Origin of the sequence: Enterococcus sp. AZ179, from assembly GCF_050498885.1 — a bacterium.
Lineage (GTDB): Bacteria > Bacillota > Bacilli > Lactobacillales > Enterococcaceae > Enterococcus_D > Enterococcus_D entomosocium.
This window is the reverse complement of sequence record NZ_JBMHEO010000001.1, coordinates 556,077-576,339: the sequence shown is the minus strand read 5'-3', so window position 1 is coordinate 576,339 and position 20,263 is coordinate 556,077. Positions and strand designations below refer to the sequence as shown.

Here is a 20,263-nt window from a genome sequence, read left to right as displayed (position 1 = left end):
TGATTGGCTCTTTGTCAATAAGTCTAATGGTAGTAAGTCAAGTTGAAGATTGAGAATATTTTTATTGTGTAACCTGTTTTGAAGCGCACTTAACTAGCCCCGACCAAAATCAATTTTTTTCGGGGTATTTCAAAGGTTTGCGTCAATAACAGAATGCTATTTATCTATCACGCTCCTTGGTGGCGTGTATAGTTGATGGTTACGTAGTAGCGTATCCACCAGACGCGTAAATTTTCTTGCGGTTAAGACGAGTGCTCATTTGTATTTATGTTTTTGTACCTCTTTACATTTGCTTTGATAAAAAGCTTTATATCAGGAAGATAGTTTTTTACAGAGTTGGCAGCCTCAACTAAGTAGTATCTAAAATACCGATTCCCTTGTTTTGTCAGAGGTGTATTTTGTGAATGATAGTTACCAGATTGTTTGATTTTCCAACATAGGCCTGCGTATTTTGTCAATTTTGTTTGGTCTTTAAATCGTTCAATTTGACCGATTTCAGCGATTAATCCAGCAGCGTACACTTTTCCAATACCTAGAACACTGGTCAAACATTAATATTCTGGAATAGCGACAACTAATTACTCGATTGCTTTATCCAAGTCTTTGATGCTCTTTTCAAGTGCACGAATTTCACGTACAAGAACACTTAGAACGACATTGATGGATTCTTGTGCAAGACTACCTAAACGATAACTCATGGTAATTGCACGTTGAATCGATTTGGCAATTTTTCCTGGATCTTTAAAGCGACCTTTTCCTTTTTCTTGTAGTAAGTCACAGAAGGCTTCCAAAGGAAGCGCAGCCAATTAATCTAGTGTGAAGTCCACTGTCATAAGAGTAATGACAGTGGCACTAAAGAGACTTGTCGATTCGTCGCGCATTTCTCGAGCAAGTGTATTGCATTTGTACGTTAGATTTTCCAGAAAGTGTTGTTTTGTACGAGTCAATTGCTTAATGAGTTGATAGCGAGTGCGTGTTAAGCGCTGTAAATCCATGTACTTCTCTTCTTTGATAGGAGAAGTTGTGAACCGTTGAATACGCAAGAAATCAGCAATTCTAAACGCGTCGTTTCGATCAGTCTTATCCTCATCAAACATGCGACTGAATTGTTTCACCCGAAAAGGATTTTCAATCGTCACAAGTGTATCGAGCTTTTTTAGCTCTGTATCTTCGTGGAAAAAAATTGAAGGATGAAAGCTGTACATGGACGTAGATTCCATCCCAATAACGATTTGATCGAAGTGATAATTTTCATTGAACTCAAGAATCAGTTCTCGTGTTAATGAAGCGCCTTTAATGTCATTAGCAACAGAGTTTTCAGTCAATATAGATAGCTGATCGTCATCTGTTAGGAAGCAAACATCTAATTTTTCAGAACTAACGTCAATACCAACAAATAATTTCATGGAATAAGGACCTCCTTTCAATATAAATTTTAGGAAATGCTTCGATACTGTGGGATTCTCCAGAAACTCACTATGTGGCTACGACCTCGCCTAATAGAATACGGTGATAAAAGTGCTAGCCTTCCAACTACTATTTGGAAGGTTAGCACTTTATCGAGACAGCTAGTGAGTTGGTAGTAAACACAGTGCTTTGTGTAACAGACTTATGAAGGTAGACAAAGCTACAGGACTGATTAGCAAATTCCCGTTGGATCCTTTCCATATATCCATTGTACTCTGAGAAATCACACAATAACGAAACAAATTCCGAAAGGAATGTATTATTCAAAAAAAATTGTGTTTCATAAACACTTTAAAAGAAACTTACTTGGCAAAATAAATTTTACAAGGACTGATGAGTTGTGAAAGATCAAATCTGGGTCAGAATGAACCTCATTCTGGCTCAGATTTTTTGTTATCTTACTTTGATCAATCAATTGATCAAAGTAAGATTCGAATTCTTATGTTCTCAAATGATTTAAATCCATAGGATACCCGATTCATTGTTTTTATGTAGGGATTCTTCGCTTCTATTTTTCCATTGGAGTAAGGATAGATCATCGCATTAGTGATGACTTTTTCTTGTTAGGTTAGAAAATTTTGAAGATTTACTCGAAAACCGTTATATAAAATTTTTTGAAGTTCAACAAATAAGTAAAAATGAATAAATTAGGATCTGAGTCTAAAAAGGCATCATTTAATTCTTATAAAGTTCGATTTAAACGTTCAAAAATTTGGCTACATTTTTGATTATTAAAAAGTATTTTTTGCGGGACTTCGCGAGAAGATAGGAAATTTTGTTAGTTAAAGTAAGAAGTTATTTTTAATTCGTTTTTATTGTTTTTTATCTGTGTTTTTTCTCAATAAGTGATATATTTCACTGGATTTTGGATTGTGTATTGAACCGCGGAATAAAGAAAAATTATATACTGGTAATTTAGCCTTAATGGATTGAAATATTTAGAAGTGAAAATAATAATTTGTAATTTGAATCAATAATTTTACGTTTTTATTCATCATTATTTGAGAGCGTTTTATTCATTTGTTTTTTATGATAAAAGTGAATTAAGAAGTTGATGAACACGTACAGAATATGTCAACTTTTACAAATATAGTGAGTAGCATAAAGTAGGAGGGTGAAAAGAATGATAGAAATCAAAAACATCTATTATACAAATGGTAACAAATATTCTCCAAATGATCATGGCGCAAATGGTTGGGCTATCCTGTTGACGAAGAAAGGACTGTATATGGAGAAATCTGAGGTAGAAATAATCCTAATAGAATCTCATATGATTTTTCAATATATTTCGCAGAGCTTACTGAATCAAATCATTATTGTCGAGTTGAATTTATTTTGCGAGCCTTCTTCAAACTATATTCAAAAGATTGAACTGAAAATCAATCAAGAATTATCTAGCTTAATTCAATTACTTTTTACAAGATTTGAAACAAAAGATCGAACTTATGTAGTGAATCCCGCTATCGAAATGATAATAAGAAAGACATTTCGATTAAATCTTTCTAATTTGAAAGAATATTTTGAAATATTTAAATTAATAGCATTCATACAAGAGAATTTATCTGAAAATTTTACTGTTAGTGACTTGGCAGAATTTATGCATATGTCTAAACCAACTTTAAATCGTTTTTGTATGAACAAAATAAATAAAGTACCTCAGAATTTAATTAATGATATCAAAATTACATTGGCAAAAAATTTGTTGGAATCGACCGATGAAAAAATTTTTGAGATTGGTGAGAAAACTGGTTTCTTTAATGCCAGTGCATTTACTATTTTTTTTAAAAGAGAAACCGGGTTATCTCCAAAAGAATATAGACAAAATTATTTTAATTCTTGGAAAGAGCAAAGTTTAATTACTTAGAGGTGAAAGTGATATGGGGAGTAAAGAAATAGACGCTCTTATAATAGAAATCATGGATGAAATTGTAACTGTATCAAAAGAATATGTTCTATTAAAAAATCAAAGATTTGAATACAACAAAAAAGTATTGCAAGAGAGAGTTTATGAAGAATATATGAGAGAGAATGATTCCCAGAAATATAAGAATAGTTATGACATTATTTCGTTATATATAGCTGCTTTTTTAAAAGAAAAAAGGTATTTCAACCAGATCTGAAATTATTTATGAATACTTGTTGAAAGAAAAGCTAGTATCTAAATCTTATAGTAATTTGCAAAGAAACTATCTTAAGAGGATGCGCGATAATAATCATGTTAATGTTGAGCGAACATATCGGGTATATTATAAATATAGAAGAAAATCAAAATGAAGGCTAAATGTATCAAGTGGTGTCTTAAAACAGTAACAATTAATTGAAGGTAGGTTATATTGCTTTTTTAGAATCACTAGTCTTTGTGATTCGAATCAACTACTTTTCAATATTTGTCATTCTAGCCTGTACGTATATATTTTCTGAAAAAAATTTGGTAAAACTATTTTAGGAAGGAACGCTTTAGTTCTTTTATTGATCATTGATAACTTGATAGCCCATTTTCTAAATTTTTTTCAGTGATTAAGTAGCAGGCAACTTTTGGCGCCAAGATCTCTTAGATTTGAAGGAGCGATAGACCAAAAGTTGTGACTAAAGCATGGAAACTTTAGGCAAAGAGATAATTGTTGAAGATAATGATACTCACGTAAGCGTCCCGCTGATGAACAGGGGGAGGAGGAGACTCCTGTGTACCTTTTCCAAGGTGGTTTAGAAAATGTTTAAAATAAAAAAAGGAACAGCATAAATGTTTTCTAAATGCTTTCGCACCAACATTTATCTGTTCCGTGGGTTTGGCACCCAATGGGCCATGAAGGACTCGAACCTTCGACACCTTGATTAAGAGTCAAGTGCTCTACCAACTAAGCTAATGGCCCAAAAATTATTACTTTGATATAATATCACTATTTTAAAATGTTGGCAACAATAATCTATGGTTTTTTCAGGAGGTAAAAATGGATACAAACATTTATGACGTCATGTTTGAGAACTATAAAGATCTGGTTGGAATAAATGAATTGAGAGAAATGTTAGGAGGGATAGGTAGAAATAAAGCTTATGGGTTACTAAAAGCGAACAAGATAAAACATGTCAAGATAGGCAGCAACTACAAGATTCCTAAAAAGCGTGTGATCGAATACTTGCAAGATGCCCAAAATGTGGCAGATGAGCATACGCAGGCTATGGTATAATAAAGGTGTTAGAATTTCGTTTTCCATAGCTTGCTTTTTTCAGTTTTAGGAGGATTTGAATTGAAATTACGAGCGAATATTGTAGAAAAAAGAGGAACTCTCCAAGTTGTTGTTACAATAAAAGATGATTTTGGAAAAACTTCTCAACGATGGAGAGATACCAAACTAAAAAAGAAAGGAAATAAGAAAAGAGCTGAAAGAATAAAAGAACAATTTATATCTGAGATTGAGCAAGAAATTGCTATGAAACAAGAGGATTATCTTGTTTTAAAACAGGAAAGAACCGAAACTCCTTTTGTCGATTACCTATATAGTTATCTTGAAACTGCTAAACCACAACTGTCTAAAACGTCTTACTTTAGTTATAAACGTTACATCGATATTAGGATAAAGGAATATTTTGAACCAAGTGGAATTATGTTATCTGACTTAAAACCGGTCCACTTGCAAAGGTTCTATCAAAAAATATTAGACGATGGGTGCACTGGAAATACGGCTCTACACTATCACGCCTTTATTAGAAAAGCTTTACAGGAAGCTTTTATGACAGAACAGATAGATAAAAATATTGCTGACCGTGTACGTAGACCAAAAAAGGACTCCTTCGTGCCAAACTTTTACACAAAGGATGATGTGCTAAAACTACTTCAAATATTCAAAGGTGAGAAGCTCTATCCAATAATTCTATTAACAGTATTTTATGGATTTAGAAGAAGTGAAGTTTTAGGGCTTAAATGGGATGCGATTGATTTTGTGAATAAGACGATTACCATTAAACATGTAGTTTTGGAAAATAAAGAAGACTTAACAACCGTTCTTAAAGAAGACAGAACTAAAAATGCTTCCAGCTATCGTTCTGTTCCTTTAATAGAAACAGTTGAAGAGGAGTTAGTGAAATTAGCGCGGTGGAAGGAAAAAAATAAAAAGCTTTTTGGAGCTGAATATAATTACGAAGACGACGATTATCTCTTTACCATGGAAAATGGCAATATCATAAGACCCGATTTCGTTTCCAAGCGATTTGCGAAGGTAATCAAGAGAAACAATATAAAAAGGATACGATTCCACGATTTGAGACACACGACCGCTTCTATAATGATTGGAAATGGTGAGCACATGAAGAAGGTACAAGAGTGGCTTGGTCATGCCTCTTATACGACAACTGCTAATATTTACGCACACCTTGATCCAAGCTTTAAATATGCTTCTGCAGAAAATTTAGCAAATACATTTGGATTCAAAAAATAAATAACAAAAAAAGACTTGATCAAAATTAACTGGCAAGTCTTTAAACGATTACTATTAAAAAAAGTCTGTCATTTTGTTGGCAAATTGTTGGCAAATAAAAGGCTTGAAGATTATCAACTAAGTAAACCTCATTAAAACCTCTATAAATCAACGTTTATAAACACACCTCTACATAAGAGGGCAGGTGATTAAGAGTCAGCTGCTCTACCAACTGAGCTAACGGCCCGTACCAAAAGTACTTCATTATCTTAGCACTCCGGTGTTTAAAAATCAATCATTCTTTTGAAAAAAATGTGCGCTTTTTCCAGTTGGAAAACAGGGGTTATCTTAAAAAAACACCATTCGTTCCCCAATTTCAAATGATAGGAAATTCTTAAAAGATTGATCAGATTGCTTTAAAAACTCAGAAAACCGTGATAAAATGTATCTAGTTATCGAAACTAGATGATTAGTTTGTGATAATCTAACCTTCTGTTAGTCAAAATGGAGGATGACATGGAAAAATTACAATCGAACATGAAAACATGGGGTGAATCGCTGCTGGAATTCCATCTGCCTAGGTGGGAAGAGTTGCCAACCCTGGAACTGTATATGGATCAGGTAATCACTTTGATTGACCAATATTTATCACCTGTGATCCAAACAGAAAAACATCCGCTATTGACCTCTTCTATGGTCAATAATTATGTCAAAAAAGGGATGATCCCCGCACCAGAAAAAAAACGTTACAACCAAAAGCATCTCGCATTTTTGATCGCGATCACGATGCTGAAGCAAGTGTTGACAATTCCAGAAATAAAGACAGGCATCCTTTTTCAAGGGAAAGCTGTCGGAATCAGAAATGCCTATAATGTATTTTGTGAAGAACAAGAAAAAGCAATTCATCTTGTTGGCAAAGAAGCAATGGGAGAGCCCGAGCAAATGGCATCGGAACCAATCCCGATTGAATTAGTGGCCATGAAAGGTGCAACGCGTTCCTTTGCTAATAAATTGTTGGCAGAAAAAACCATCGAATTAGAAGTCATTTATTTAGAAACACATAAAGGAGAAGCCCATGAATAAAGAGAAAATTGCCCTATTAGTTGATTCAGGTACCGATGTTCCCGCACAGATCATGGAGCAATACGGCATGTATATGCTGCCATTGCAAATAATCTACAAGGATCGGACCTATACCGATAAAGTTGATATTACTGCCGAAGAAATTTACGAACGTTTGCCGCAAGAGATTCCTAGTACTTCATTACCTGATGGCGCGGCGATCGGGGAAATCTTTGATCGGATCAAAGCCGATGGGTATGAAAAAGTCCTTGCCGTAACCATCTCCAGCGGATTGAGCGGAACGTTTAATGTCGTTCGACTGTTAGGTGAACAACGGACGGATCTTGAGGTTTTTGTACTTGATACGAAAAATATTGGGATCGGTGCAGGGCTGCAAGCGATTCGTGCGGCAGAACTGTTAGAAAAAGGCGTGACTTGGGAAGAATTGCGGGCACAATTAACGAATGAAGTACCGAAAAACAAAGTCTTTTTCAACGTAGCTACCTTAGAGTATTTACAAAAAGGCGGCCGGATCGGTCTGGTTGCATCCATCTTAGGTAATGCTTTGAAATTGAATCCAATTATCTCTTGTAATGAAGAAGGGATCTACTATACGGTCGCAAAATCTCGTGGACGGAAGAAAAGCTTGGATAAAACCGTTGACTTGATCAAGCAATTCATCGGTGACCATCGCCATGTGCGTTTAGCCGTGGCCCAAGGTGATGCACTACAAGAAGCCAAAGAGATGAAAGCAAGATTAGAAGCCGAATTTCCTAAGGTCAAAGAAATCTTGTTTGGGCAAATCTCTCCCGCGTTAGTTGTCCATACGGGTCCTGGGTTGTTAGGGATCGGTATTCAACTCTTAGAAGAGTAAAAAAGAAAGGCCCCGTGCCTTTCTTTTTTTGTGCTTTCCTTAAGAATGAGGCGGCGGTTTTTGGGAAAGATGAAAAGCCTGTTTAAATAATGTATAATAAGTAAGAAACCAAAAAAAATTGAGGTGACATTTTTGAAAAAGATCCTAGTAGTGGACGATGAGAAACCAATTTCTGATATCGTCAAATTTAATTTAACCAAAGAAGGATATGAAGTATATACCGCCTATGATGGAGAAGAGGCATTAGAAAAAGTAGCCGAGGTCGATCCTGATCTGATTTTGCTTGATTTGATGCTACCAAAAATGGATGGATTGGAAGTTGCACGGGAAGTGCGCAAAACCCATGACATGCCGATCATCATGGTCACAGCCAAAGATTCTGAAATCGATAAAGTACTAGGCCTTGAGCTTGGTGCGGACGATTATGTAACCAAACCATTTTCAAACCGGGAATTGGTGGCCCGCGTCAAAGCCAATCTGCGTCGCGGCTCGGCAGCTGCGAAGGAAGCAGACGACAATGCCAACAGCGAATTAACGATTGGTGATTTAACAATTCATCCGGATGCCTACATGGTCACTAAAAATGGTGCAGCCATCGAATTGACGCACCGGGAGTTTGAATTGATGCACTACTTGGCAAAACATCTTGGTCAAGTGATGACCCGAGAACATTTATTGCAAACTGTCTGGGGCTATGACTACTTTGGTGATGTTCGAACCGTTGACGTGACGGTGCGCCGTTTGCGTGAAAAAATCGAAGACAGCCCGAGCCATCCAAACTATTTGGTTACTCGTCGCGGAGTGGGCTATTACTTGCGGAACCCAGAACAGGAATAAGCTATGAAAAATAAGGTTCGCTTTTTTCAATCGGTGAACTTCAAAATCGCCCTGACTTTTATCTTGATCTTATTGATTGCGATCCAGATTATCGGGGCGTATTTTATTCGCGAATTGGAAAGAACAACGGTCGATGCCTTCAAACGCGACATGGAGGCACGGGCCAGCACGTTAGTGGTGACATTAGGCTCTGAATTGAGTCGCATGGATAATGATGACGGGTTGGATTGGGATTCCATGAATGCTTCCCTGAATCGAATCTTAACGAGTACCAACTCTTCAGAAATTTTGGAGATGCGGGTGGTGGATGAGCAAGGGATTATTCGTGCAACCACCAATATCAATGATCGTGGCTCGGTGGGAGAAAAAAATGATTACCGTGATTACGATACGAACCGCAGTGAAGTCCTTTATGATGAATCCAGCGGTCAGCGGGTGTTCAATATCGTCCAGTCGATCCAATCACCGACAGGGGATACCGTTTTAGGAACCCTTTATTTACGGAGCAATCTAGAGTCAAAGTACAATGAAGTCAGTACGACGGCGGTCATTTTTGTTACCGCCTCGCTGATAGCGGCAGTGATTTCGATCATTGTGGCACTATTGGTCTCTCGTTCGATTACCCAACCAATTGGAGAGATGCGGGAACAAGCGATTCGCATCGCTAAAGGAGATTATAGCCGCAAGGTCGCGATTCATGGGAAAGATGAATTGGGACAATTGGCGGAAACCTTCAATCAACTAGGAGAACGAATCGAAGAGACTCAAGAGGCGATGGAGTCCGAGCGAAATCGCTTGGATAGTGTCTTATCCCACATGACAGACGGCGTTGTTGCCACCGACCGACGAGGCAAAGTCATTACCATCAATGAGATGGCGATGTCCTTGTTGAATGTCACAAACGAAGAAGCGATCGGGCAGTCGATTTTGACGTTATTGGAAATCGATGAAGAATACACGTTACGAAAGCTTTTGGAAAATCCTGAAGACATGCTTTTGGAACGTCCTAGCAATGATTTGACGGGAACAAATCTGATCTTGCGCATTGATTTCTCCATGATCCGTCGAGAGTCCGGGTTCATTTCCGGTCTAGTTGCGGTAATGCACGATGTCACGGAACAAGAAAAAAATGAGCAGGAACGGCGAGAATTTGTCTCCAACGTTTCCCATGAGTTGCGAACACCTCTAACGAGTATGCGTAGTTACATCGAAGCGCTGAGTGAGGGTGCTTGGAAAGATCCAGAAATTGCGCCGAACTTTTTGAAAGTGACTTTGGATGAAACGGATCGAATGATTCGCATGATCAATGACCTGTTGAGTCTGTCGCGGATGGATAGCGGCAATTCGCAACTGCAGTTGGAATACATCAATTTCAATGAAATGGTTAATTTCGTGTTGGATCGTTTTGACATGATGGTGACGAATGAAAGCAAAAAATATTTGATTCGTCGGGAGTTCACCAAACGAGAATTGTGGGTGGAAGTCGATACGGACAAAATGATCCAAGTGATCGACAACATCATGAATAATGCCATCAAATATTCGCCAGATGGTGGGATTATTACGGTGAAATTGATGGAGACTCATAATAACATCGTCCTTAGCATCAATGACCAAGGACTAGGAATTCCGAAAAAAGATCTCACGAAGATCTTTGATCGTTTTTATCGAGTCGATAAAGCTCGAGCCCGCCAACAAGGAGGCACCGGCTTAGGGTTGGCGATCTCACGTGAAGTCATCAAAGCTCATGGCGGTGCGATTTGGGCGGAAAGTCGAGAAAATCGCGGGTCAACATTTTACATCATGTTGCCTTATGAACCGTATGAGGAGGATTGGTGGGTATGAGAATCTCAGAAAAAATCATTCGAGCAGGTTTGATCGTGATGATCGCCTTGAGTTTTTATTTCTCCTATATGATTTGGCTAAATCCGACCGGGTTCAACAATGCCAGCACCGAAACAGATACTGGCGTCAATCCTTCGGTTCAAACCTACAAACAAAAAAGTGATTTGTTTTTGCCCCTATATCTGACATGGAATGACGAAGAGGATATCAAAGAAACCAACTCTGAAGCGGTGATTCGAGAGATCCAAGAGGTGATCAACGAGGCAACGATCAGTGATTTGACCCTGCGAACCTATGGTGAAGAACAGGCTTTTTCGAAAGCCCAAGAGGTCGATCAAGGAATATCCTTAAACTACTATACGACGTTTTACTTGAAAGATTACGAGAAAACCTTTGATAAAGAACTGTCCTTAGAGGACGAAAGTGAAACAGAGGATTTTCCGTTTTCTCGCATCCAGTTTGATCTCGAAGAAAATACGATCCAATTTGTTGACTTTACCCATCAACGAGTAGTTCGAGGCAAGATCGACTGGGATAAAAGCCAAGTAAAACACTTACTAGCAGACAATCCTCGGGAATGGACGGCAATGAGGACTGATCAAGAACGATCCAGCAATCAATACTATACGCAGGATTCGATCAAGCTAAAAAAATACAGCTACTATTCTTCGACACAGTCTCAGAGTTTGTTCCGAGAAGCCTTTTTCAGCAATCCTAAAAATGTCAAGATCAATGACGAAAGTGTCGATACCTACTATTATGAAGGTGGGCAAAACATGACGGTCTTGCAAGATCAGCAGCAAGTCAAGTTTGAAACCACCACAGACGGTTCCGATGAAATGGATCTGGCAATGTTGAGTGCGGATTACATTATTCGTCTAGGCAATAACTTTGGGACGATCCGCTATTTTGATCAACAAGACAAACACTTGGATTATCGGGTTTTCGTCGAAGGCTATCCAGTCTTTAGTACTGGCGGCCAAGGGGTGATCAGTGTCGCTTTTTCAGAAAGTGGTCAGACCGGCAGTCGTGAAATGACGATTTCTGCCAGCTTGAACGCAATTCAAGTGCCGATTCCTTCTGAAACGGAGATTGAATTGCCTTCTAGTTTGTCAGTCAAAAATGATTTGATTGCGGCAGGGGCTGACCCAGAGCTGTTGCAACAGATCATCGTCGGCTATCAATGGGGGGAGATCAAAGATGCACCACTGGTTGATTTGACACCTGCTTGGTATGTCAATTATGACTCGTCTTGGATTAGCTATGATGCATTAATGACAAAATTAGCAGAAACGGAGGAGAATTAATTGGATTTTAAACGAATCGAATGGATTTTTTTCCTCGCTTTTCTTGGTCTGAATGTCTTTTTATTCAATGTTTATAGTGAGGCTCGCAGCGAGCATCAGATGGTTTCACAATCAAACCAAACGATTCCTATCGAACAACGACTCGATTCTGAGGACATTCGGTATTCTGGTGAATTATCAGACGAGGTCTTGAGTGGCTATTATTTGAGCGGTGAACAGACGGATTTTGAGGCAGAACTACGAAATCCGCAACTCAATACTCAGTTCAAAAGAGGGTCGACGGTCAAAGGGCAGCAGTTGATCCATGTCTCAACCAATGGCTTTTATATCAGTGATGATTCTCAAACGGAAGAAACCGTCAATGGTTTCTTGCAACGTAAAGACCAAGTCCTGTTTGGGGATGAATATGACTATTTGGAAAACCTCTCTGTCTTGAACGCCAATCATCCGACGGTGGTGGCGGTCCAGTCGTATGAAGGCATTCCTTTCAATGACAGCTCAAGTCGGATCGATATCACCTTAGAACAAACGGATGATCTACTGCAGATTGCCCGTTATACGCAAACACATATCTCCAATATTACGCCTCTAAGGGAAAAGATGACGGTCTATTCAGAAAAAGAAGCAGTAAATACGCTTTATCTGAACAACAAGCTGCCAAGTCACTCGAAAATTCTCTGGACGGAATTAGCCTATACGATGATTTTGAAGGTTAGGGAAAAAAACGTGTATATTCCTGCATGGTTTATTGCTTTCCAATTAGATGGCGATGACACCATTCAAATCGAAACGGTCAATGCCTTCAGCAATCGGATCATCACGAATAATGCCGTTCAAAAGGTAGAAAATCCATAAAAAAGCGGGTATAATGGAACTCGTTGAAACAACCAGAGAGGAAGTCACGTAAACCATGATGAAGGAAAATGCCTTTCAAGTAAGTATTCTAGCCAGCGGAAGCTCAGGGAATTCGCTCTATATCGAAAGCAATAAAAAGCGGATCTTAGTGGATGCCGGTTTGAGCGGCAAGAAGATCACTTCATTATTGGATGAAGTAGGGCGCAAACCAGAAGACTTGGACGCCATTCTTGTGACCCACGAACATCGGGACCACATCCACGGTGTTGGAGTACTGGCACGAAAATACAAACTTGATGTCTATGCGAATACAAAAACATGGCAAGCGATGGATCCAATGATCGGTAACGTCGCTGTCGAACAAAAACATATCTTTGAAATGGGAAAAGTGCTGACCTTGGGTGACTTGGACATTGAAAGCTTTGGCGTCTCTCACGATGCTGCAGCGCCGCAATTTTATCGTTTCCATAAAGACGGCAAATCATTCGTGATGTTGACGGATACCGGTTATTGCAGCGATCATGTGCGAGGCATTATCAAAGGCGCCGATGCGTACCTTGTGGAAAGCAACCATGACCTAGAAATGTTGCGAATGGGTCCTTATCCATGGAGTCTCAAGCAGCGGATTCTTGGAGATCGCGGTCACTTATCGAATGAAGATGGCGCACTTGTCATGACGGATATCTTGACCGACAACACCAAACGGGTCTATCTTGGTCATTTAAGTAAAGAAAACAACCTGAAAGAGTTGGCGCACTTAACGATGGTCAACACCATGAAAGAACATGATCTAGGTGTTGGAGAAACGTTTGAAGTCTTTGATACCGATCCTGACAAAGCGACGGAATTATTTGCGATCTAATCGATCATCAGAGCGATGAATTTGTTGGGTGGAGGCAGTGGGATGTTTGATGAAGAAAAAATCAAGACTTTGAACGAGCTTGAAATGGCAGTTTATAAATACATTGTCCAGCATTTTGAAGAGATCGATCAGCTGACGATTCGCGAATTGTCAGCTGCATGCCACGTCTCAACGTCGACGATTTTACGATGTATCACGAAATTGGGCTATCGTGGATATTCAGAGTTAAAGTATGCAATCTGTCAAAAAAAGGAACAAGACGCACGAGCGTTTGATCTTTTCTATGATGCAACGATTCAAGTCAATACATTCTTAAAAAAAGTCAATAATGAAGATTACCGTAAGTTTATCCAACCGGCAGTAGAATTGATTCTTTCCGCACGCCATGTGGCGTTTTCCGGTATCGGCACAAGCGGCATTCTGGGCACCTATGGCAGTCGCTATTTTGCCAACTTAGGCATTAATGCTTATAGCATCGTTGATCCCTTTTTGCCAGTACCGTCTCGTGGAATGGAAAATACGTTAGCGATCATTTTATCGGTGTCGGGTGAAACCATTCAAATGATCAAGCAAACGGAAGACTTCAAACGCTATGGAGCAAAAGTACTCAGCATCACCAATGATGAAAAATCGACGATCGCCCAAATGGCGGACTACAATATATCGTATTATATGCCCGTCGTAAGTGGCGGAAAAGAAGTCGATTTGAACCTGACAACGCAAGTCCCGGTGATTACACTGATCGAACTTTTAGCCCATCAAGTCTACAAGCAAATCTAAGCGATCGTAAAAAAACAGCTTCGGCTGTTTTTTTTTGTTGGAACATGTTTCATAACTTAGAAAAGCTATAGGCAAGGGGAATATTATCCATTAAGATTTATTTGTAAGCGAATTCACTGGCCGGTGGATGGAATTTTATTTTAGGAGTGATGTGAGATGAACGAATGGATCAATGAGAAATTATTACCCCCAATATTAAAATTTGTTAATACGAAAGCAATCACTGCATTAAGAAACGGTATGCTTTATACGATGCCCTTTTCAATCGTAGGATCGATTTTCCTGCTATTAGCAAACTTTCCCGTCCAGTCGATTGCGGATTGGGTAACGAATAGTGGCTTAGGTGAATACTTCAACCAAGCCTATGGCGCCTCTTTTGCAATTATGGCTTTTTTCGCCGTAATGGGTATCGCCTATTCGTATGTAAAAGCAGAAGGTTACGAAGGACTCCCAGCAGGAATGATTGGTTTAGTTATTTTCTTATTAACTATGGAGTCAAGTGTAACGGATGCTGAAGCAAATGTGACCATCGCAAATGTCATTGATAAAACATGGACTGGTGGACAAGGCATGATCAGTGCCATCTTAGTAGGGCTTTTTGTGGGTTGGGGCTATACTTGGTTCTTAAAACGCGACATCCGGATCAAACTGCCAGAACAAGTACCCACCAATGTTGCAAACTCATTTACAGCGTTGATTCCGGCAGCTGTTTTGACGACCATCGCATTAGGCATTTATGTTTTCTTTGATAAAGTCTTTCAGACAACCGTGGTCGAATGGATCTACACCGTGATTCAAAGTCCAATGCAAGGTGTGACGGATTCTCTTGGCGGTGCAATGATGCTAGGCTTCTTAGTACCATTCTTGTGGTTCTTCGGGGTTCATGGTTCGACGATCGTGGGCGGCATCATGGGGCCGATTTTACAAGCCAATTCATTAGCAAATACGGCTATTCTTGAATCTGGTAAAGCATTGACATTGGAAAATGGGGGACACATCGTGACCCAACAGTTTTTAGATCAATTTATGACGGTAACTGGTGCAGGAATGACAATTGGCATCGTGCTATACATGGTTGCTTTTGCCCGTTCAGCGCAGTTCAAACAATTAGGACGTCTCTCCCTGATCCCAGCATTCTTTAATATCAATGAACCAATTATTTTTGCGACACCGATCGTCATGAACCCAATCATGGTCTTACCATTTATTTTGACACCGATGGTTTCAGGCGTGATCACGTATTTTGCACTTTATACCGGTATCGTACCGTTATTTACTGCTGTGCAAGTTCCGTGGACGACCCCGCCGATCATTTCAGGATTTCTAGTAGGGGGCATCCGGACCGCTATTTTACAATTTGTTGTTTTAGCAATCGGCTTCTTTATTTACTATCCTTTCATTCGTAAGGTCGATAGTTTGAACTATAAACAAGAAACAGAGATCGTTTAATACCAAGGAAGCAGGTTGAACAGAAATGAATAAACTTAGAAACGATTTTTTATGGGGTGGCGCAGTCGCTGCTCACCAATTGGAAGGCGGCTATCGTGCGGGTGGAAAAGGCGTGAGTGTCGCTGATGTCATGACTGTAGGAGGCAACGGAATTTCTCGCCGAATCACGGAAGGTATCCAACCGGGCGAAAGCTATCCCAATCATGAAGCGATCGATTTTTATCATCGGTATCCTGAAGACATCAAGCTTTTTGCCGAATTAGGGTTGAAGTGCTTCCGAACATCGATTGCCTGGACCCGTATTTTTCCAAAAGGTGATGAACGCGAGCCAAATGAGGAAGGCTTGGCCTTTTATGATCAATTATTCGATGAGTGTTTACGCTATGGCATTGAGCCGGTTATTACCCTTTCTCACTTTGAAATGCCCTATCATTTAGTTACCGAATACGGAGGTTGGCGTAACCGTAAGTTGATCGATTTGTTTGTCCGCTTTGCAGAAGTTTGTTTTACGCGCTATCAAAAGAAAGTGAAGTATTGGATGACTTTCAATGAAATCAACAATCAAGCAAACTACAAAGAAGATTTTGCGCCGTTTACCAATTCCGGTCTGTTCTTTACCGAAGGAGAAGACCGAGAAAAAATCATGTACCAAGCAGCCCATTACGAACTCGTTGCTAGTGCGAAAGTGGTGGCGCTAGGGCATGCAATCAATCCTGCGTTTCAAATCGGATCGATGATCGCGATGTGTCCAATCTATCCGTATTCTTGCAATCCCAAAGACATGATGGCAGCCACGGTGGCCATGCAGCGCCGCTATTGGTTTTCAGATGTGCATGCCCGTGGACACTATCCGAGATATATGCGCAGCTATTTTGAGAGAAAACAATTTGATTTAGATATCACCCCTGAAGATGAAGCAATTTTGGCAAAAGGTTGTGTTGACTACATCGGCTTTAGTTACTATATGTCTTTTGCGATCAAAGGTAAGGAAAATGATCCAACCTATGACTATGATGAGAGCCAAGATCTGGTGGATAATCCCTATGTTGATGCTTCCGAATGGGGCTGGCAGATTGATCCCGAGGGCTTACGCTATGCCATGAATTGGTTCAACGAACGCTACGAATTGCCGCTCTTCATTGTAGAAAATGGCTTTGGTGCCGTAGATACAGTGGAAGAGGATGGGCAGATCCATGATGACTACCGTATTGATTACCTGAAAGCCCATATCGAAATGATGAAAGAAGCAGTAGCTTATGATGGCGTCGACTTATTGGGTTATACACCGTGGGGCATCATTGACTTGGTTTCTGCTGGTACAGGGGAAATGAAGAAACGCTACGGTGTGATCTATGTGGACAAAGACAATGAAGGAAATGGGACCCTTGATCGTCGGAAGAAAGATTCATTTGCATGGTATCAGCAAGTGATTGCGTCCAATGGCATGAAGGTATAAAGAAAAAAAACGTTACGCAAAATTTCTGCGTAGCGTTTTTTTCTTTAGGGCATTTGGATATAGCCGTAATGAAGCAACAACTGAATAATAATAACTAAAGTGTTCATTCCCACATGGGTAATCATGGAAGTCCAAATGCTGCCGGTCAAGGCATAAAGCCCAGAAAAGAACAGTCCTAAGAAAATATAGACTAAGAGATGATTGTCATTATGGGCAAAGGCAAAGGCTACAGCGCTGACCACTACACCGACCCAAACATTGCTGTATTTCCCAATGATGCCAACTAAGGCTCTGCGGAAGACAAATTCTTCCATAATTGGTCCACCAACCATTGCCGCGAGGGCGAACAGTGGGTTTTGCAGCACAATAGCAATGATATTTTCGGTATTTTGCGAAGCACTGACTTCACCGAAAAGCGATTCGATAAAAATGGCTAGATTTTGCAACAAGATCGCTGCAATAATACCTGTCAGTCCATAAATAAGAATCGATGAAATTTTTGATCTTTTGTGTTCAAACGATAACGGTTCCGTTTGTTTGAAATACAAGAAAAACATGATCGCAGCACCAACTAAATAACCAATCGTTGTTGCGGCCACTTGATGTCCGCTAGGGATGAAGGCGATCGGTAGAAAAAAGACGATGCCGTAAGTAAGAATCGTGGACAAAGAATATTTTGATAAAGACATAGTTGTTTCCTCACACTCCTTTGCTTCATTATAGACTAGGTTGCTTCTAGAAACAAAAAATCCTACTATTTTTATCAATCAAATAGAAATGCAAAAAAAATTTAGCAAAAGGCTTGCAAAAATTTGGGAAAATGAGTAATATTGAAACTGTAAGTTAGCACTCGATACAAGAGAGTGCTAATACTAAATTCTATAACATTCATTGGAGGGATTTATCGTGTTAAGACCATTAGGTGATCGTGTGATTATCGAAGTCGCAAAAGAAGAAGAAAAAACTGTAGGCGGAATCGTGCTTGCATCAGCAGCAAAAGAAAAACCACAAACGGGTACCGTTATTGCAGTCGGCGAAGGACGCACGCTCGAAAACGGTGAAAAAGCTCCTGTTGCTGTCAACGTTGGCGAACAAGTAATGTTTGAAAAATACGCTGGCACAGAAGTGAAATATGAAGGAACAGAATATTTGATCGTTGCTGCAAAAGATATCATTGCAGTAGTAGAATAAGAAAAATAAAAAATACTTGAGGTGATGAAATCATGGCAAAAGAAATCAAATTTGCAGAAGACGCACGCGCAGCAATGCTTCGTGGGGTAGATAAATTAGCAGATACAGTAAAAGTAACCTTAGGTCCTAAAGGTCGTAACGTGGTTTTAGAAAAATCTTACGGTTCACCATTGATTACAAATGACGGTGTAACGATCGCTAAAGAAATCGAATTAGAAGATCATTTTGAAAACATGGGCGCAAAACTTGTTTCTGAAGTCGCTTCAAAAACAAACGATATCGCTGGTGACGGAACAACGACTGCTACGTTATTGACACAAGCAATCGTTCGTGAAGGATTGAAAAATGTCACCGCTGGTGCGAACCCATTAGGTATTCGTCGTGGGATCGAAATGGCAACAAAAGTGGCTGTAGAAGAGCTACACAACATTTCATCAATCGTTGATTCAAAAGAAGCAATCGCACAAGTTGGTGCTGTTTCTTCTGGTAGTGAAAAAGTTGGTCAATATATCGCTGATGCAATGGAAAAAGTCGGCAATGACGGTGTTATCACTATTGAAGAATCAAAAGGGATCGAAACAGAATTAGATGTTGTGGAAGGAATGCAATTTGATCGTGGGTACTTATCACAATACATGGTAACTGACAACGATAAAATGGAAGCAGCGTTAGAAAATCCATACATCTTGATCACTGACAAAAAAATCTCTAACATCCAAGATATCTTGCCATTGTTAGAACAAATCTTACAACAATCAAAACCATTATTGATCATCGCTGATGACGTTGATGGCGAAGCATTACCAACACTTGTCTTGAACAAAATCCGTGGAACATTCAACGTTGTCGCAGTGAAAGCACCAGGATTTGGTGACCGTCGTAAAGCAATGCTAGAAGACATTGCGATCTTAACTGGTGGTACAGTGATCACTGAAGACTTAGGTCTTGAGTTGAAAGATGCAACCATCGATAACTTAGGTCAAGCAAGCAAAGTGGTTGTGGATAAAGACAACACAACGATCGTTGAAGGTGCTGGTGAAAAAGAAGCAATTGACGCACGCGTTCAATTGATCAAAAACCAAATCGCTGATACAACTTCTGACTTTGACCGTGAAAAACTACAAGAACGCTTAGCAAAACTTGCTGGTGGAGTTGCAGTGATCAAAGTTGGGGCACCAACTGAAACTGAATTGAAAGAGTTGAAATTACGTATTGAAGATGCATTGAACGCAACACGTGCCGCTGTTGAAGAAGGCATGGTCTCTGGTGGTGGAACTGCCTTAGTCAATGTCATCAACAAAGTTGCAGAAATCGAAACAGATGGCGATGCAGCAACAGGTGTCAAAATCGTTTTACGTGCATTAGAAGAACCCGTTCGTCAAATTGCTGAAAATGCAGGCTACGAAGGTTCAGTCATCATCGACAAATTGAAAAACGCTGACTTAGGTGTTGGTTTCAATGCAGCAACTGGCGAATGGGTAAACATGCTAGAAGCTGGGATCGTTGACCCAACAAAAGTAACGCGTTCTGCATTACAAAACGCAGCTTCTGTTGCCGCATTATTGTTAACAACTGAAGCAGTCGTTGCCGACAAACCAGAACCAGCAGCGCCAGCAGCTCCTGCAATGGACCCATCAATGGGTATGGGCGGCATGATGTAAGCAAGCCTTGAGAACTCCTCTTTTGAGGGGTTCTTTTTTTGTACGATCAAAAAATACTTTAACACAGTAAAAGACAAAAAACCTCTCTTCTTAGTATTCTAAGCACCAAAGAATTGGTTCATTGCTTGAATAAAAGGAGAAAGGACTGGTAGATATGAGCTATCTATTTGCTTGTAAAGGCAGCGTGTTTTCTAAGGAACCGTGA

Annotated in this window: 17 protein-coding genes, 1 tRNA gene and 2 pseudogenes; 16 read left to right on the top strand and 4 right to left on the bottom strand. The window is 39.7% G+C overall.

What is annotated here, in order from left to right:
• Nucleotides 1-156: 156 nt before the first annotated feature.
• Both IGI88_RS02835 and IGI88_RS02830 read right to left on the bottom strand, forming a co-directional pair.
• Nucleotides 157-1,406: pseudogene (locus tag IGI88_RS02835) on the bottom strand (IS110 family transposase).
• A 480-nt stretch (nucleotides 1,407-1,886) separates the two neighbouring features.
• A pseudogene (locus IGI88_RS02830) lies at nucleotides 1,887-2,149 on the bottom strand (transposase); the annotation flags it as partial.
• A gap of 441 nt (nucleotides 2,150-2,590) precedes the next feature.
• Between IGI88_RS02830 and IGI88_RS02825 the strand changes: the two are divergent.
• Nucleotides 2,591-3,331 carry a helix-turn-helix domain-containing protein gene (locus IGI88_RS02825; RefSeq protein WP_429960159.1) on the top strand — a complete coding sequence of 247 codons (741 nt, stop codon included), beginning with the start codon at nucleotides 2,591-2,593 and terminating at the stop codon, nucleotides 3,329-3,331.
• A gap of 13 nt (nucleotides 3,332-3,344) precedes the next feature.
• The gene (locus IGI88_RS02820; protein WP_429960158.1) at nucleotides 3,345-3,587 is read left to right on the top strand and encodes a hypothetical protein; all 243 of its coding nucleotides are present in this window, start codon (nucleotides 3,345-3,347) and stop codon (nucleotides 3,585-3,587) included.
• A 677-nt stretch (nucleotides 3,588-4,264) separates the two neighbouring features.
• Here IGI88_RS02820 and IGI88_RS02815 read toward each other — a convergent pair.
• Nucleotides 4,265-4,337, bottom strand: a tRNA-Lys gene (locus tag IGI88_RS02815).
• A 78-nt stretch (nucleotides 4,338-4,415) separates the two neighbouring features.
• Here IGI88_RS02815 and IGI88_RS02810 point away from each other — a divergent pair.
• The 12 genes from IGI88_RS02810 to IGI88_RS02755 all read left to right on the top strand — a co-directional run bounded on the left by IGI88_RS02810 (nucleotide 4,416) and on the right by IGI88_RS02755 (nucleotide 17,206).
• Entirely contained in the window at nucleotides 4,416-4,652 is a 237-nt protein-coding gene (locus tag IGI88_RS02810) for a helix-turn-helix domain-containing protein (protein ID WP_429960157.1), read from the top strand.
• A gap of 60 nt (nucleotides 4,653-4,712) precedes the next feature.
• Nucleotides 4,713-5,900: a tyrosine-type recombinase/integrase gene (locus IGI88_RS02805; protein ID WP_429960156.1), complete on the top strand. Its 1,188-nt coding sequence runs from the start codon at nucleotides 4,713-4,715 to the stop codon at nucleotides 5,898-5,900.
• A gap of 495 nt (nucleotides 5,901-6,395) precedes the next feature.
• A complete protein-coding gene (locus IGI88_RS02800; RefSeq protein ID WP_086299705.1) occupies nucleotides 6,396-6,962 on the top strand; it encodes a DUF1836 domain-containing protein in 567 nt (188 codons plus the stop codon).
• Nucleotides 6,955-7,815, top strand: coding sequence for a DegV family protein (locus IGI88_RS02795; protein ID WP_005237394.1), 861 nt, complete (start codon nucleotides 6,955-6,957; stop codon nucleotides 7,813-7,815). Before IGI88_RS02800 ends, IGI88_RS02795 begins: the two co-directional genes overlap by 8 nt.
• A 132-nt stretch (nucleotides 7,816-7,947) precedes the next feature.
• Complete coding sequence (yycF, locus tag IGI88_RS02790) at nucleotides 7,948-8,652, top strand: response regulator YycF (protein WP_010747607.1); 705 nt, start codon at nucleotides 7,948-7,950, stop codon at nucleotides 8,650-8,652.
• 3 nt (nucleotides 8,653-8,655) lie between these two features.
• The gene (gene walK / locus IGI88_RS02785) at nucleotides 8,656-10,497 is read left to right on the top strand and encodes a cell wall metabolism sensor histidine kinase WalK (protein WP_008377228.1); all 1,842 of its coding nucleotides are present in this window, start codon (nucleotides 8,656-8,658) and stop codon (nucleotides 10,495-10,497) included.
• Nucleotides 10,494-11,804 (top strand): YycH family regulatory protein, encoded by a 1,311-nt coding sequence (locus IGI88_RS02780; RefSeq protein ID WP_086372670.1) that lies wholly within the window; start codon nucleotides 10,494-10,496, stop codon nucleotides 11,802-11,804. The genes walK and IGI88_RS02780 overlap by 4 nt, the downstream gene beginning before the upstream one ends.
• Nucleotides 11,805-12,659, top strand: a complete 855-nt coding sequence (locus IGI88_RS02775; protein WP_005237391.1) for a two-component system regulatory protein YycI — start codon at nucleotides 11,805-11,807, stop codon at nucleotides 12,657-12,659.
• A gap of 55 nt (nucleotides 12,660-12,714) precedes the next feature.
• Complete coding sequence (locus tag IGI88_RS02770) at nucleotides 12,715-13,521, top strand: MBL fold metallo-hydrolase (RefSeq protein ID WP_005237390.1); 807 nt, start codon at nucleotides 12,715-12,717, stop codon at nucleotides 13,519-13,521.
• A gap of 42 nt (nucleotides 13,522-13,563) precedes the next feature.
• Entirely contained in the window at nucleotides 13,564-14,301 is a 738-nt protein-coding gene (locus tag IGI88_RS02765) for a MurR/RpiR family transcriptional regulator (protein ID WP_008377233.1), read from the top strand.
• Between the two features lie 156 nt (nucleotides 14,302-14,457).
• Nucleotides 14,458-15,750: a PTS sugar transporter subunit IIC gene (locus tag IGI88_RS02760; protein WP_005237388.1), complete on the top strand. Its 1,293-nt coding sequence runs from the start codon at nucleotides 14,458-14,460 to the stop codon at nucleotides 15,748-15,750.
• A 25-nt stretch (nucleotides 15,751-15,775) separates the two neighbouring features.
• On the top strand, nucleotides 15,776-17,206 hold the full coding sequence (locus tag IGI88_RS02755) for a 6-phospho-beta-glucosidase (protein ID WP_086299172.1): 1,431 nt from the start codon (nucleotides 15,776-15,778) through the stop codon (nucleotides 17,204-17,206).
• 44 nt (nucleotides 17,207-17,250) lie between these two features.
• Here IGI88_RS02755 and IGI88_RS02750 read toward each other — a convergent pair whose 3' ends face one another.
• A complete protein-coding gene (locus IGI88_RS02750; protein ID WP_008377239.1) occupies nucleotides 17,251-17,895 on the bottom strand; it encodes a CPBP family intramembrane glutamic endopeptidase in 645 nt (214 codons plus the stop codon).
• Nucleotides 17,896-18,112: 217 nt separating this feature from the next.
• On the opposite strand from IGI88_RS02750, the gene groES reads away from it, so the two are divergent.
• A complete protein-coding gene (groES, locus tag IGI88_RS02745) occupies nucleotides 18,113-18,397 on the top strand; it encodes a co-chaperone GroES (protein ID WP_005225291.1) in 285 nt (94 codons plus the stop codon).
• Nucleotides 18,398-18,429: 32 nt separating this feature from the next.
• The gene (gene groL, locus IGI88_RS02740) at nucleotides 18,430-20,058 is read left to right on the top strand and encodes a chaperonin GroEL (protein WP_005237384.1); all 1,629 of its coding nucleotides are present in this window, start codon (nucleotides 18,430-18,432) and stop codon (nucleotides 20,056-20,058) included.
• Nucleotides 20,059-20,263: the final 205 nt, after the last annotated feature.

What these genes read in the sequence shown, in the direction of transcription:
- IGI88_RS02825 (WP_429960159.1), top strand. Translation starts at nt 2,591, where the DNA reads ATGATAGAAATCAAAAACATCTATTATACAAATGGTAACAAATATTCT.
- walK (WP_008377228.1), top strand. Translation starts at nt 8,656, where the DNA reads ATGAAAAATAAGGTTCGCTTTTTTCAATCGGTGAACTTCAAAATCGCC.
- groL (WP_005237384.1), top strand. Translation starts at nt 18,430, where the DNA reads ATGGCAAAAGAAATCAAATTTGCAGAAGACGCACGCGCAGCAATGCTT.
- IGI88_RS02760 (WP_005237388.1), top strand. Translation starts at nt 14,458, where the DNA reads ATGAACGAATGGATCAATGAGAAATTATTACCCCCAATATTAAAATTT.
- IGI88_RS02820 (WP_429960158.1), top strand. Translation starts at nt 3,345, where the DNA reads ATGGGGAGTAAAGAAATAGACGCTCTTATAATAGAAATCATGGATGAA.
- IGI88_RS02755 (WP_086299172.1), top strand. Translation starts at nt 15,776, where the DNA reads ATGAATAAACTTAGAAACGATTTTTTATGGGGTGGCGCAGTCGCTGCT.
- IGI88_RS02800 (WP_086299705.1), top strand. Translation starts at nt 6,396, where the DNA reads ATGGAAAAATTACAATCGAACATGAAAACATGGGGTGAATCGCTGCTG.
- IGI88_RS02795 (WP_005237394.1), top strand. Translation starts at nt 6,955, where the DNA reads ATGAATAAAGAGAAAATTGCCCTATTAGTTGATTCAGGTACCGATGTT.
- IGI88_RS02780 (WP_086372670.1), top strand. Translation starts at nt 10,494, where the DNA reads ATGAGAATCTCAGAAAAAATCATTCGAGCAGGTTTGATCGTGATGATC.
- IGI88_RS02770 (WP_005237390.1), top strand. Translation starts at nt 12,715, where the DNA reads ATGATGAAGGAAAATGCCTTTCAAGTAAGTATTCTAGCCAGCGGAAGC.
- IGI88_RS02750 (WP_008377239.1), bottom strand. Translation starts at nt 17,895, where the DNA reads ATGTCTTTATCAAAATATTCTTTGTCCACGATTCTTACTTACGGCATC.
- IGI88_RS02765 (WP_008377233.1), top strand. Translation starts at nt 13,564, where the DNA reads ATGTTTGATGAAGAAAAAATCAAGACTTTGAACGAGCTTGAAATGGCA.
- IGI88_RS02810 (WP_429960157.1), top strand. Translation starts at nt 4,416, where the DNA reads ATGGATACAAACATTTATGACGTCATGTTTGAGAACTATAAAGATCTG.